Below are 14171 nucleotides of genomic sequence, written 5' to 3'. Positions count from 1 at the left end.
CTAATGATTCACATTTTAAGAGATGCTTGCGTTTAAAGCTAAAAACCGACTAAAAAAGCAAGTCGTGTTAAGATAAGTATAGAGGGAAAACTTATTTTTCGCTGTGATACAGCGTTGTTACAAATGGAGTGAGGTGAAACCGGATGAAGAAAAAGAAAGAAGTTCAAACGGTGGAAGAAAATTTTGATACAGTTGAGATCCCAGCAGAGCTAGAGGGTCTAACAGCTTCCGAAGTGCAGCGAAAAATAGAAGACGGTCAGACGAATCAAGTGGAAGAGAACTTGTTAAAGTCAGACAAAGAAATTATTAAAGAAAACACGATCAATATCTTCAATATTCTAAACCTTGTATTGGCCTTATTCGTGCTTTTAGTAGGTTCGCCAAAGAATACCTTGTTTTTTGGTGTTGTGGTGATCAACACCTTGATTGGAATTATCCAGGAATTAAGAGCAAAACATACCATCGATAAATTATCGGTCTTGGCCAAAACCAAAGCAGTTGTCTTAAGAGATGGACGGTTGCAGCAGATTGATCAGGAAGCTATCGTCTTGGGGGATATTCTTTATCTGCGAAATGGCGATCAGGTCCCAGTAGATGGGAATTTATTAGCGGGTGAAGGGGTCGAAGTAGATGAGTCACTCCTGACTGGTGAAGCGGATCGCGTACAAAAGACTTTGCAAGATAAATTGTTCAGCGGCAGCTTCGTCACTGCCGGGGAATGCTTCTATCAAGGAACGGCTGTGGGAAAAGATAATTTCGCAGAGCAATTAACCAGTGAAGCAAAAACGAAAAAAACAGAGAACTCAGAATTGACAAAGGTCTTGAGTCGAATGATTGCTGTTCTAACGATTGTGATTATCCCAGTAGGATTAGGCTTATTTTATAGTCAATACCAAGCATCTGCATCCATTAAGCAGGCTGTTTTAGGAACGGTGGCTGCGTTAGTCAGCATGATTCCAGAAGGTCTGATGTTGTTAACCAGCGTCGCATTTGCAGTTGGTGCAGCGAATCTGGCCCGTAAGAAAGTACTCGTGCAGGCCTTACCATCTATTGAGACGTTGGCGCGAGTTGATGTGATTTGCTTAGACAAAACAGGAACAATCACTGACGGCACACTAAAATTTGAACAAGCATTGCTGGGGGAAGTTTCAGAAAATCGTGTAAACACGATCATGGGTGCTCTCCTGCATCACTTGAAGGATCAAAATGCGACAGCAACAGCCTTACGTAAGGCTTTTCCAGCAGTCAGTGATTGGCAAGCAGAAAAAGTTATCCCGTTTTCTTCTGCAAGAAAATGGAGTGGCGTGTCCTTTAAGGATCAAGGCAGCTTCGCTTTTGGTGCGCCAGAATTTATCTTCAAAGAAATGACCGCAGAAATGCAAAGCAAGATCCAACCCTATTTGGAAGAAGGCCAACGCGTACTCGTTTTGGTGGAGTATCCAGGGACCTTGGAAGAAGAACTTGTCTATGAGCCGCGATTGCTTGCAACGTTGATTATCTCAGATAATTTGAGAGAGAATGCGCAGGCGACCTTTGGTTATTTTGCGAAACAGGATGTTCAATTGAAGGTTATTTCTGGAGACCATCCATTAACGGTTTCGAAAATCGCACAAAAGGCTGGAATCAAAAATGCCGAAACGTTTATTGATATGTCCGGCTTAGATGAGCCCATTGATTACAAAGCTTTAGTAAACCAAACGACAGTCTTTGGTCGAGTGACGCCAAAGCAAAAGCAATCTTTGATTCAAGCGTTAAAAATCAATCATACCGTTTGTATGACCGGAGATGGCGTCAATGATGTGTTAGCATTGCGAGAAGCAGATATTGGTGTGGCGATGGCAAATGGAAGCAGTGCGGCAAGAGCGGCATCCGATGTGATTTTATTAGATTCTGATTTTGCCCGAATGCAGAATGTTTTAAACGAAGGGCGACGGGTAATCAATAATATTGAACGTGTGGCTTCAATGTACTTGGTCAAAACGATTTATTCGTTATTACTCGCAGTAATCTTCATGATCATTGCAAGTCCATATCCTTTTGAACCGGTGCAATTAACACCGATCAATGCATTAACTGTGGGAATCCCATCCTTCTTCTTGGCGTTGAAGCCAAGTTATGAACGGATAAAGGGGGACTTTTTGAATAATATTTTACGGGTCTCTTTGCCTGGGGCTTTGACAGTTGTGAGTGCTGTAATGATTATTCAATTGGCGAATGTGTTGTTTGATTTAGATTATCAGGCGACGTCGACTATGTCTGTTTTTTTGACAGGATGTGTAGGATTACTGGTTTTATACAAAGTTTCTTTCCCATTAGATAAGAAAAAGATTGCACTGATTACCGCCTTGAGTACAGCCTACCTAAGTTGTTATCTTTTCTTTAGAGAATTTTTCGATTTTGATAAATTATGGAATCGCAATTTGTTTTTCGTGATTCCATTAACCTTTGGCATTTATTGGTTGTTCAAAGGCTTGACCTTTGTCATGGATCGATTAGTGGATTGGAGAATTCGCTGGAAAAAGAAACGACAGGCGAAAAAGAATCCGCAGTCGCGTGTCATTTAATAGAGTAATAAATACTTAAATTGTTAAAATTTCCCGGAAAAGGCTTTCTTTTTCGGGATTTTTGGTATAATAGACTAAAAGTAGAATTCTAGGAATACGGATGCCAGTCCAACTTTTCGCAGATTGTTTAGTGAGTAGACTAAAAAAGGCATCAGAATGAATAAAAGTGAGAGCCACCTAGTTGGATGGTATACGGCATAAAGATCAAACTAATTTTTCTTAAAGAAAAATAAATACCTTAATAGGAATACGGATGCCAGTCCAACTTTTCGCAGATTGTTTAGTGAGTAGACCAAAAAAGGCATCAGAATGAATAAAAGTTAGAGATACTTAGTTGGATGGTACACGGTATGAAGATCAGACTAATTTTTCTGAAAGAAAAATAAATACATTAATAGGAATAAGGAGGAATTCATCAATGGCGTTAACAAAATTGCAAAATGGTTCGGATATTCGTGGAATCGCTATCACTGCTGAGGATAAAGTGAAGAACTTAGGGGCCGAAGAAGTTCGTTTAATCGCAAACGGGATTCTTAATTGGTTAACGAGTAAGGGGTTAGAGCGTCCTTTCAAAATTGGGATTGGGCATGATAGCCGCTTAACTGGTCCAGAATTAAAGGATGCGATGGTAGCTGTTTTTGAAGCAGCTGGCTGTGAAGTATTGGATTTTGGCTTATCAACGACGCCTGCATTGTTTATGGCAACGCAGTTTGAAGAGTTTGCGTGTGATGCTGGGATCATGCTGACGGCAAGTCATCTACCATTTTATTTCAATGGGATCAAAATTTTCAGCCAAGCAGGCGGCGCAGAAAAAAGTGATATTGCCTACATTTTGTCCCATACTGAACCAAGTGAAGCGGCGAAAGGAAATGTAACCGAGGCCGATTTATTGTCTCGTTACGCAGCAGATCTAGTTGAAAAGATCCAACGTGGCAGCGGCAGTGAGCAGCCGTTAAAGGATATGAAAATCGTCGTTGACGCTGGAAATGGTGCTGGCGGATATTTTGCAGATAAAGTGTTAGCTGTACTTGGTGCGGACACCAGTGGTTCGCAATTTTTAGAGCCTGATGGTAATTTTCCTAACCACATTCCAAATCCAGACAACAAAGAAGCGATGGCAAGTATCAAAAAAGCGGTACTAAATAATCAAGCCGATCTGGGAGTCATCTTTGATACGGATGTCGATCGTTCAGCGATCGTTTCAAAGGATGGACAAATGATTAACCGGAACAATTTGATTGCCGTTTTATCGGCCATCGTTTTGCAGGAGCATCCAGGAAGTACGATTGTAACCAACTCGCCAACATCGGATCATCTGAAAAACTTCATTGAAGAAAAAGGCGGCAAGCAATATCGCTATATTTCAGGCTACCGCAATGTAATCAATAAAGCGATCGAGCTTAACGAAGAAGGTATTGATTGCCAATTGGCGATTGAAACGAGTTCCCACGCGGCGTTCAAAGAAAATTATTTCTTAGATGATGGTGCGTACGTCATCGCCAAAGTCTTGATGCTGTTACCAAAACTACAAAAAGAAAATCGTGAACTGACAGATTTGATGGCGGAATTGGAACAGCCTGTTGAAACACTAGAAATTCGCTATACCATTAGTGGAGAGAATTATAAAGAGGCTGGGCAGCAGATGATCGAGAAATTCCGTGAGGAGCTGCCAACACATGACGGCTTTGCGGAAAACTCTGAGAATCAGGAAGGTGTTCGCTTTTCTGTGACCGATCCATATGGACAGGGCTGGATGCTTTTACGTTTAAGTCTGCATGAACCGCTGCTAGTGATGCAGGTAGAAAATGATCAAGCCGATCAAATTCAAAAGCAATTACCTATATTCCGTGAAATTTTAGCTCAGAATACGCAAATTGATCTAACGAAAATTGACCAGCAATTGAATAAGTAAGATTGCTTGCAAAATAAGCCCCTTGGTCTGATGATAGGAATCAGAAAAAGGGGTTTGTTTTTTTGTATTCTTTTAATAGAGCAATTTCTAACGAAAAATTTCAGAATAGGAGAGAGACAGATGGAAATCACACTTGATGAAGCAGCAAAAGAAAAAATTTCGGAACACTTAGGAGTGGATAAGCTTTTATTATTAACTTTTGAAGATGGGGTCGGAGCGTATTCGCAGCATGCCATGATTCACATGCAGACACAATTTTCCATTAATATTATTTCCACTGATATAGAAAAAGCAGGTTATGACGAAAAAATCCCATCAAATATTGGCGACTTTTGGATCAAAGGGTATTCGAAGGAAGATTTGCAGGAAGAAATGCACATTAAATTTAATCCACGCTTGAGCACATTCAGTTTATCTGGAGAAGGTGGGATGATTGACGATAATCTAGGCTTCATCGATTTTACTAAAAATTAATTTAAGATGGATCGTCTTTCATTTTTTTTCTGTTCTTTGATATGATGATAAAAAAGGTTTCGAGACAGGTTCTTAACGTCAGATATTTGGAACCAGACAAACAACAGAAAGAGAGAAAATAAAGTGGCAAAAATCATGATCGTTGAAGATGAAGCGGTAATACGGCAACTGATTGGCGAAGAACTAACGAAATGGAGATTCGATGTTTATCAGGCAACTGATTTTAACCAGGTTTTTGAAGAATTTGAAGAGACGGAGCCGCAGCTTGTGTTGTTGGATATCAATCTTCCTGTATATGATGGGTATTACTGGTGCCAAAAAATTCGTGAAGTCTCCAAGGTACCGATTATTTTTATCTCCTCTCGCAATACCAATATGGATCAAATCATGGCGATGAACATGGGGGCGGATGATTATATTACAAAGCCTTTCCAAGTAGACATATTAGTTGCGAAGATTAATGCCTTGTTGCGCCGCTCATACAATTACGCTGAGAGCGGTGAAGAATTAGAGCATAATGGCATCACGTTGAACATTGACAACAGCAGTATGACAATTAATGGTGAAGTCGTTGATCTTAGTAAGAATGAGTACCGGCTCCTATTCATTTTGATGAAGCAACACGGGAAAATCTTAAGCCGTGATAAATTATTACGTGCTTTGTGGGACGATGAACGCTTTGTCGATGACAATACTCTAACAGTCAATATCAATCGTCTGCGTCGGAAGATCGAACAAGCTGGAATTGATGACTACATTCAAACGAAGGTTGGACAAGGCTACATTGTCCCATAAGGAGCGGCCATGACATTTATCAAGTATTTAAAGGATCGTCTACTGGTTTTATTAGGTTGGGCAGTCTTAAGTTCACTACTGGTTTTTATGGTCTGGCTAACACCGGATTTACACGGCTTTTGGGACAATCTGGGGTATCTGTTGATTTTGCAACTCTTTCTCGTCTTCCTTTTTTTCACGATTGATTATTATCGTCGAAAAAAATGGTACAAGGAATTCGATAAACAGGAAGAGTCTCATTTGCAGCATTTTGTCGAATCTGCGACAAACAATGAGGAAGTGTTGATTCAGGAATACGTCAATAAGCAGGTACGAGAGCATCATTCGATGATGGAGCAATTGTTGGATAGTCAAAAGGATCAAAAAGATTACATGGATTCTTGGATTCATGAAATAAAAGTGCCGTTAGCGGCAGTCGATTTGATTTTGAATGCGATTGAATTTGATATTCCGGATGAAAAGTTTGTTTTGCTGCAAAATGAACTTCAACAGATTGATGAGTATGTGGAACAGATTCTCTATTATTCTCGTTCGGACGAATTTGTAAATGATTATTTGATTCAAGAATATTCATTGAAAAAAATTGTTCAGCCGATCATTCGCAGTCAAGCCAATTATTTCATTCAAAAAAACCTCCAATTGACACTAGCAGAAAATGATGCCAAAGTGCTGACCGATGCCAAATGGATCGAGTTTATTTTTCGCCAGTTATTGAGCAATGCCATCAAATATACACCAGATCATGGTCAAATCACTATTACAATCGAGACGAAAAGTGCCGGAGCTTCTTTGATTCTAGAAGATAGTGGCGTTGGGATTCCACCAGAGGATCTAGGACGAATTTTTGACAAAGGCTTTACAGGTGAAAATGGTCGAAAAGCGCAGCAGCATTCGACAGGTCTTGGCTTGTACTTAGCGAAGCGACTCGCTGAGAAATTAGGGGTAGCTATTACGGCAGAGTCAACAATGAATAAAGGCACTAAGATGACTTTATTTTTTCCGCGATTAGATTATTATCATGAAGAACGATAAATTACTAGTTTTCGATTGCCAAAACCTCTTTTTTTCGCTAAACTATTTCAGTTGTGAATTGAAGGGAGTAAGGTTATGAGTATTTTAATTGCCCTAATACCAATGGTAGCATGGGGAAGTATTGGTTTGGTGAGCGGGAAATTAGGTGGAGACGCCAATCAGCAAACCTTAGGAATGACGATGGGGGCTTTTGTTTTTGCATTAGTGACCTTTTTCATCGTTCAGCCAGCTATGAGTGGTTGGATTTTATTAATCGGATTTTTATCAGGTTTCTTTTGGTCCATTGGGCAGAACGGTCAGTTTCACGGGATGAAATTCATGGGGGTTTCGGTAGGGTTACCGATCTCAACGGGCTTTCAGTTAATTTTAAATACTGTCGCTGGTGCAGTGTTCTTCCATGAATGGACGAAAACAAAAGATTTTATCCTAGGTTTTATCGCCTTGGCATTACTTGTTTTAGGGGCTTATTTAACTGCTCGCAAGGATGACGAGAGTGGTGTGCAATCAGATGACCGTATGTTGGACTTCGGCAAAGGGTTTCGCTCGTTGATTTTTTCAACGTTAGGGTACGGCGTTTACACAATTATTATTACCTGGGCCGGACTAGATCCATTGGCAATTATCTTGCCGCAAAGTGTCGGTATGTTAGTTGGAGCCAGCTTCTTTGCCTTTCGCAAGGCTAAACTGGACCGCTATGTATGGCGAAATATGGCTTCTGGTCTTTTGTGGGGAATCGGAAATATCTGTATGCTGTTAACCGTTAAGGAAATTGGTTTAGCGATTGGATTCTCCTTGTCACAGATGGGAATCATCATTTCGACATTAGGCGGGATTTTCCTTCTGGGCGAACGCAAAACGAAAAAAGAAATGTATTATGTCATTATCGGCTGTCTGCTGATTATTGTTGGCGGTGTCGTATTAGGCTATATGAAAGCATAAAAAAATAAGCGTGCCGCTTGGCATGCTTATTTTTTATAACTACTGTCCAGAATTTAATTCCATTAATTTTTGCTTTAAGTCGTTTTCCATATGACCGATCTCGATCTCGGCTGCTTGACGACGTTCGCGACCTTCTTTTTGAATCCGCAGGGTTTCTTCTAATGTTTCGACTAGATCGTTTTGTGTTTGCTGCAAGGTATCTAGATCGACGATGCCGCGTTCGTTTTCTTTGGCCGTTTCGATGGTTGAAATCTTCAGCATTTCTGAATTTTTCTTCAACAGGTCGTTGGTTGTTTCAGATACCTGACGTTGTGCTGTAGCAGCGTCTTTTTGACGTAGTAAAGTCAAAGCGATCGCTACCTGATTCTTCCACAATGGAATCGCCGTATTGATAGAGGCTTGAATCTTCTCGGCCAATGCTTGATTGGTATTTTGGATCAAGCGAATTTGCGGTGCTTGCTGAATCGTGATTTGTCGTGCCAATTTTAAATCGTGGGTCCGTTTATCCAAACGATCCAAAAATTGTGTATAGTCGTTGACGACCTGGACGTCCATTTGATCGCCAGAGCTTTGTGCCTTCGCTGTTGCTTCAGGAATCGTCGTCATTTTCATTTCTTCGATCTTCAACTCAGCGGCAGCAATATAGATATTCAAGGCGTCAAAGTAATCTTTGTTTTTATTGTAAAGTGTTTCAAGCATTTGGTTGTCCCGCAATAAGCCATCTTTTTCAACGTTTAATTTTGTGGCGATTTTATCAATTTGAGCACCGATCTTTTGATATTTCGTTGTAATTTCATAGATTGACTGTTTTACTTTACCAAACATTTTTTGGAAGATATTGCCTTCACCGACGCGTAATTCGTCAGGATTCGCTTCATTTAAGCGGTACATTAATTGATTCAACGAATCGCCGATTGGACCGATATCTTGTGAAGAGACGGTATTCAGCATAGATTGCGAGAATTCGCTTAATTTTGTTTGTGCAGTTGAACCGTAACTGATTACGGCTTGAGAATCATTGACATCGATTTTTTTCGCAAGCTCGCGGGCTTGTACTTGCCGTTCCTCAGGCAATTTATCGACTAAGCGATCTGCTTGTTCCTGCGACTGCAGGTGAGAGATTTCTTGCTGTTGAACGGGGGTTAAAGAATCGGTGCCAAATGGGTTACTGAGTAGGTCATCTAAAGTACTGTCGACCGGTTTGGTTTCTGTTTTATTTTCTGGTTCCACTATGTGTCCTCCTGTTCGAAAAAAATCTAGCTTCAGCTAGATTTTTTTGTTAATGTTTCGCTTTTTTTATTTTGTGGACAAATCAGGATCATGGTCAAGATTTTTTTTTCGCGATGGAAATTTCAACATCCATGTCTTCTAAATCTTCAGCGACGAATTGTTGATAATCTTTCACGATTAAATCAGCCATTTGATCGATGATCTGTGCGCTTTCTTCTAGTTTACCATAAACTTCTTTTGACTTGACCTCATGTCCGTTGATTTCAACATAATTATCTGTCAAATCAACGATATTTGGCAAGTGCGTATAAAGAAATTGGCTCGCTTCTGGCAAACGTTTTGGATCTTTTACTAATTCTTTAAATAAAGCTTTGGCAGCCTTCAGCGTATCGTGTCGTAAATCGATCGCTTTAAGCTTCGCATTCTTTTGGATATTTTGCTGCAGACGTAAAACTTGTTGTTTTGATGAATTCATTGTTTCACGGAACAATTCAATTTCACGTTCGCTCATACCCAATTGTTTATAGTAAGCTTCCTTTTCTTTCGATAGAAATGGTAGTTCTTCTTTTTGTGGACGAACTTTTCTTCCCTTAAGTCCACGATAGATCAACCAAAAGCCGACAACCAACATTAAAAAGACGATATAGTCACCGAAATCTCCTTCAAGAAAGGAGAGAATGCCGATTGTTGCGATGATGATAGGGAATATTTTCCTGCGCATAATAATCCTCCTAGTCTAGTAATAACCCTTCACATTATTTATTCAAAATTCTTGATTTCTTTACACGCTCATCATAGCATGAATTTCTATAGAATTAGTATCGGACTAAAGATGGATTTTTCAGATTTAGAAAAAACATAAGAATTTTCTGTGATACAATAAGGCAGAACCTTCGAGTTGAAGCTATATGGGAAACTTCTTCCTTTGTTTGCAGCTTCCATTGGAAGAAATCCTCTTATTTTTGTTAATAAAAGATTTAAGAAATTAATGTTAAACTTGAAAATGCGAAAAGGAGAAAAGGTGTTGTCATGTTAGAATATAAAGATTTTGAAGAGAAGACAATTGAACGGAAAGAAATATTTAAAGGAAAGATCATTGATGTTTATTTAGATGACGTGGCTTTACCGATGGGAGGAACAGCCAAACGCGAATTGGTTTTCCATCACGGTGGTGTCGGTATCATTCCTATTACGAAAGAGAATAAAATGATCATGGTCAAACAATTTCGCAAGCCGCTAGAAAAAGTGGTATTGGAAATTCCCGCTGGAAAAATAGATCCAGGTGAAGGGCAACAGCCAGAAAAAACGGCGATGCGTGAACTAGAAGAAGAGACCGGTTACCGTGCGGAAGAGTTAACTTACATAAATGAGATGTATCTATCACCCGGATTTTCAAATGAAAAATTATATATCTATGCCGCGACTGATTTAGTCAAGGTAGAAAATCCTCGGCCTCAAGATGACGATGAAGTGTTGGAGCTTTACGAATTGACCATGGAGGAAGCGAAACAAGCGATCCTAGATGGATTGATTTGTGACGCAAAGACAATCTTCGCCGTCAATTATTGGGAACTGATGTTGTTAAAGAAATAGACTAGGAAAAATGAGTTCATTAGTAAGAATAAGGATGTCAGTCCAACTTTGCCAGTTCTGCTTTTCTCAGTATTAAGTGGGTGAATTTAATTTTCAATTACGAGAATATTAAGGATACGTGATATTTAGCAGAATGGTAGGCGTACGAAAATCATTGGAATTTTACGTTAGAAAAATTCCAACTATTATTATGAGCTAGCTTAGCAATATTAGGATTGGAATAAGATAAGACACATTAACTTAATCAATGGAATGAAGTTTAGTTGGATGATATACGGAGTGAAGATCAAAATTATTTTTTCTTAAAAAATAATTACATTATTAAGAACGAGGAGTGGATCACTCATGAGCCAATCACCCTTGGTGACGCGCAGCGAATTGAGGAAACGAAAAGAAGAGCAGGAGCGTTTGGCAGAAGAGCAGCGGAAAGCGGCGGAGCGAGCCTATGAAAAAAGAGAAAAAGAAATCAGTTCTGTCTATCGGAAAGAGTTGAAGAAGAACAAGCCTGTGACGAAATCCCGCAGCAGTGAACGGGTAAAACAGAAGGAACGCAGCAGCTTTTTAAATAAAGCAATAATTTTTGTTTTATTGCTTTTGATCGTGGTAATGTTAGCTGTATTCTTTATTTAAACAGTAAAAATATATTAAAAAGAAATAGAGGAATCGTTATGAAAATCGGTATTATCGGTGCAATGGAACCAGAAGTAAAAGCATTAAGAGAAAGTTTGGATCACCCATTATCTTGGGAACAATCTGGAGCGTTGTTTATCTCAGGGGGACTAGGCAATCATGAAGTGATTGTTGTTCAATCAGGAATTGGAAAGGTATTGGCTTCAATCACTACTTCGGTATTGATTCAGCAATACAAAGTGAACATGGTCATCAACACGGGAACCGCTGGTGGGATTGGCGAAGGATTAGCGATTGGTGATTTGGTTATCGCAGATAAAGTTGCTTACTTTGATGTGGATGCGACGACTTTTGGTTATAAGATAGGGCAAGTTCCAGGTATGCCGCTTTATTATGAAGGATCAACGTATTTAAAGGGCGAAATGGTGACAGCCAGCAAGAAAATGAATCAATCTGCCCGTGTTGGGTTGATCGTTTCAGGAGATACCTTTGTGAGCAGTCCAGCCAAAATCAAGGAAATCAAAGCTTCATTTCCAGAGGCTTTAGCTGTTGAAATGGAAGGAGCTGCGATCGGACATACCGCCGCACAATTTGGTATTCCATTTTTGATCGTCCGAGCAATCAGCGATACGGCTGACAGTGAAGCGACGGAAACACATGAAGAATTTGTTAATCGTACTGGAACATTATCAGCACAGCTTGTTATGGAATTTGTGAACCATTTGAAATAAAGTTTTTTAAGGATTCAACTAAAGGAGGAACTTGCATGCGGGCGTTACTTTCGATTGATTATACGAAGGATTTTGTAGCAACTGATGGAAAACTAACTACAGGGGAAGCAGGTCAGGCAATTGAGGGGGAGCTGGTCGCTATCACAGAAGACTATTTCCAGCAGGGGAATTTTGTCGTTTTTGCTATTGATGGGCATGATCCAAGCGATCAGTACCATCCTGAAAATAAACTCTTTCCGGCGCACAATGTCATCGGTACGAGCGGACGAGAGTTGTATGGCTCATTAGCTGATTTCTATCAAGCAAATCAAGCAGAAAAAACGGTTTATTGGATTGATAAACGGCATTATTCAGCCTTCAGCGGCACCGATTTAGACATTCGGTTACGGGAGCGAGGGATTACAGAGCTTTGCTTAACTGGGGTGTGCACTGATATCTGTGTGTTGCACACAGCGGTAGATGCCTACAATTTGGGTTATCAATTAGTGATACCTGAGAAGGCTGTTGCAAGCTTTGATGCGACTGGACATACTTGGGCATTGAATCACTTTAAAAATACTTTAGGAGCAACTATTATATAAAGCGAAATCGCAACGAAACTCTGTTTTCGTTGCGATTTTTTTCTTATAAATAATTAGGAATAAAGGTGGTGAAGTCTTCAATGACACCATCTGGCGCCAAGTTTTCTTTTTCGAAAACGGATCGATTTTTTCCTTCGGGATCAATGGCGACGATCGTTCCGATTTTCGCATTGCGAGCTGCCTGTAATCCAGAGTAGGAATCCTCAATCACTAAGCAATCTTTTGGGGCAACGGCGATCTTCTCAGCGGCGATCAGGAAAATATCCGGTGCAGGCTTTCCAGGAAAACTGCCTGTATGACAGACCATTTTTTCTTCATCAAACCAGTCACCTAAATGTAAATAGTCAAAATAAAAGTCCATGTTCACCTTTGGCGATGCCGAAGCGATGGTCATGGGTATTTTTTCTGCTTTTAAATAGTCTAAGACCTCTCGTAAACCTTTGGTAAAGTCATTGTGATCTGCACTGGCTAAGACCGATTCACGATAATAAGTCTCCTTTTCATCAGATAATTTTTCCACTTCTTCTTCACTTAATTCTGGTGAAATAAAATTACGCAAGATCACATCATTAGTTTTCCCGTGAAGATTTTTTAGGATATCCTCTTCGGTCATTTCCTTATCTGAATACTTTTGGATCAAATAAAGCCAAGCAGCTTCATGGAGATCAGAATCCATAAACATGGTTCCGTTAAAGTCAAATATTATTCCTTTCATACATAAACCTCACTTTTTCCCAAGATACCCCTAGTTTAGCACGTTTTGAAAATTGTTGATGAAAAAGATAGTATTGTTTGCAACTTCAAATCAATCGTTTTATAGTATTTAAGAATAAATAATGGAGATGAAAAGCATGTTGGATTATTTGGTTATTGCGCTCTTTGCTTTTGTTGGCGGAACCGCGCGTTATTGGTTGGGCGTATGGCTTCCTGCGGTCAACGGTTTTCCTATAGGAACCTTGCTGGTCAATTTATTAGGGTGCTTTATTTTTAGTTGGATCGTGAAACATATTTTGAATGATATTGATATATCTGCTCGTCTCGTTTTAGGAGTAGGAGTCGGCTTCTGCGGCGCCTTGACGACGTTCTCTTCCTTTGCGCTAGATACGATGAAATTAGTGCAGGCCGGACAAATCGGGCTAGCCTTTCTTTATTTACTGTTATCAGTTGTCGGCGGTTTAGCGATGACTGTACTCGGCGAGGCTATTTATCATAGAAGGGCGGAGACAGAATGATCAATACGCTATTAGTCGGCAGTGGGGCAGCGATTGGCGCAATGCTGCGTTTTACGTTAAATAACTATTTTGAACCCCAGACTAAACACCTGCCAAGATCAACGTTCTTTATCAATCTCACTGGAAGCCTTCTGCTCGGTATTTTCTTTGGACTGCATTTAACGGATTCGGTTTATCTATTTTTAGGGACTGGGATCATGGGTGGATATACGACCTTTTCTACCTATAATTTTGAGTTGTTTGTTTTATGGAAAAATGATCGTTCAATGTTTTATCGTTATTTTTTTGGAACTTATGGATTAGGTATATTATGTAGTTTTCTGGGTTTAGTCATCGGAAATAGCCTCTAAAAAGGTTCAAGAAAGCTTATAGAAATGGGAACTTAAATTAGATAGCAAACGAAATAGTTAATTGTTTCGATTTTTTTAATAATTGAGCTAATTTCATAATTCGCTTTT

The 14171-nt window shown here is 39.7% G+C and carries 15 protein-coding genes; 12 read left to right on the top strand and 3 right to left on the bottom strand.

Annotated elements, in window-relative coordinates; genetic code table 11:
• The first annotated feature begins 143 nt into the window (after positions 1-143).
• From RV13_RS16820 to RV13_RS16795, 6 genes are all read left to right on the top strand, one after another.
• Complete coding sequence (locus tag RV13_RS16820) at positions 144-2564, top strand: HAD-IC family P-type ATPase (protein ID WP_010745362.1); 2421 nt, start codon at positions 144-146, stop codon at positions 2562-2564.
• A gap of 418 nt (positions 2565-2982) precedes the next feature.
• Positions 2983-4476, top strand: a complete 1494-nt coding sequence (locus RV13_RS16815; RefSeq protein WP_010745363.1) for a phosphohexomutase domain-containing protein — start codon at positions 2983-2985, stop codon at positions 4474-4476.
• Positions 4477-4596: 120 nt separating this feature from the next.
• Entirely contained in the window at positions 4597-4950 is a 354-nt protein-coding gene (locus tag RV13_RS16810) for an iron-sulfur cluster biosynthesis family protein (RefSeq protein ID WP_010745364.1), read from the top strand.
• A gap of 123 nt (positions 4951-5073) precedes the next feature.
• On the top strand, positions 5074-5745 hold the full coding sequence (gene sapR / locus RV13_RS16805; protein ID WP_010745365.1) for a two-component system response regulator SapR: 672 nt from the start codon (positions 5074-5076) through the stop codon (positions 5743-5745).
• 9 nt (positions 5746-5754) lie between these two features.
• The gene (sapS, locus tag RV13_RS16800) at positions 5755-6777 is read left to right on the top strand and encodes a two-component system sensor histidine kinase SapS (RefSeq protein ID WP_010745366.1); all 1023 of its coding nucleotides are present in this window, start codon (positions 5755-5757) and stop codon (positions 6775-6777) included.
• Between the two features lie 75 nt (positions 6778-6852).
• Positions 6853-7716, top strand: a complete 864-nt coding sequence (locus RV13_RS16795) for a GRP family sugar transporter (RefSeq protein ID WP_010745367.1) — start codon at positions 6853-6855, stop codon at positions 7714-7716.
• Positions 7717-7755: 39 nt separating this feature from the next.
• On the opposite strand, the gene RV13_RS16790 is transcribed toward RV13_RS16795, so the two are convergent.
• Both RV13_RS16790 and RV13_RS16785 read right to left on the bottom strand, forming a co-directional pair.
• Positions 7756-8946 (bottom strand): toxic anion resistance protein, encoded by a 1191-nt coding sequence (locus RV13_RS16790; protein ID WP_010745368.1) that lies wholly within the window; start codon positions 8944-8946, stop codon positions 7756-7758.
• Positions 8947-9040: 94 nt separating this feature from the next.
• Positions 9041-9667: a 5-bromo-4-chloroindolyl phosphate hydrolysis family protein gene (locus RV13_RS16785; protein WP_060789490.1), complete on the bottom strand. Its 627-nt coding sequence runs from the start codon at positions 9665-9667 to the stop codon at positions 9041-9043.
• A gap of 308 nt (positions 9668-9975) precedes the next feature.
• On the opposite strand from RV13_RS16785, the gene RV13_RS16780 reads away from it, so the two are divergent.
• The 4 genes from RV13_RS16780 to RV13_RS16765 all read left to right on the top strand — a co-directional run bounded on the left by RV13_RS16780 (position 9976) and on the right by RV13_RS16765 (position 12481).
• Entirely contained in the window at positions 9976-10539 is a 564-nt protein-coding gene (locus RV13_RS16780) for an NUDIX hydrolase (protein ID WP_010745371.1), read from the top strand.
• A gap of 345 nt (positions 10540-10884) precedes the next feature.
• Complete coding sequence (gene macP / locus RV13_RS16775) at positions 10885-11169, top strand: cell wall synthase accessory phosphoprotein MacP (RefSeq protein WP_010745372.1); 285 nt, start codon at positions 10885-10887, stop codon at positions 11167-11169.
• Between the two features lie 38 nt (positions 11170-11207).
• Positions 11208-11900, top strand: coding sequence for a 5'-methylthioadenosine/adenosylhomocysteine nucleosidase (locus tag RV13_RS16770; RefSeq protein ID WP_010745373.1), 693 nt, complete (start codon positions 11208-11210; stop codon positions 11898-11900).
• A 35-nt stretch (positions 11901-11935) separates the two neighbouring features.
• A complete protein-coding gene (locus RV13_RS16765; RefSeq protein ID WP_010745374.1) occupies positions 11936-12481 on the top strand; it encodes a cysteine hydrolase family protein in 546 nt (181 codons plus the stop codon).
• Positions 12482-12524: 43 nt separating this feature from the next.
• Here RV13_RS16765 and RV13_RS16760 read toward each other — a convergent pair whose 3' ends face one another.
• Complete coding sequence (locus RV13_RS16760; protein ID WP_010745375.1) at positions 12525-13196, bottom strand: HAD family hydrolase; 672 nt, start codon at positions 13194-13196, stop codon at positions 12525-12527.
• 136 nt (positions 13197-13332) lie between these two features.
• Here RV13_RS16760 and crcB point away from each other — a divergent pair, with 136 nt between their 5' ends.
• Both crcB and RV13_RS16750 read left to right on the top strand, forming a co-directional pair.
• Positions 13333-13713 (top strand): fluoride efflux transporter CrcB, encoded by a 381-nt coding sequence (crcB, locus tag RV13_RS16755; protein WP_010745376.1) that lies wholly within the window; start codon positions 13333-13335, stop codon positions 13711-13713.
• Positions 13710-14063 carry a fluoride efflux transporter FluC gene (locus RV13_RS16750; protein ID WP_010745377.1) on the top strand — a complete coding sequence of 118 codons (354 nt, stop codon included), beginning with the start codon at positions 13710-13712 and terminating at the stop codon, positions 14061-14063. Before crcB ends, RV13_RS16750 begins: the two co-directional genes overlap by 4 nt.
• Positions 14064-14171: the final 108 nt, after the last annotated feature.

Source organism: Enterococcus raffinosus (genome assembly GCF_001886185.1).
Classification (GTDB): domain Bacteria; phylum Bacillota; class Bacilli; order Lactobacillales; family Enterococcaceae; genus Enterococcus_A; species Enterococcus_A raffinosus.
This window is presented reverse-complemented; position numbering and strand designations above follow the sequence as displayed.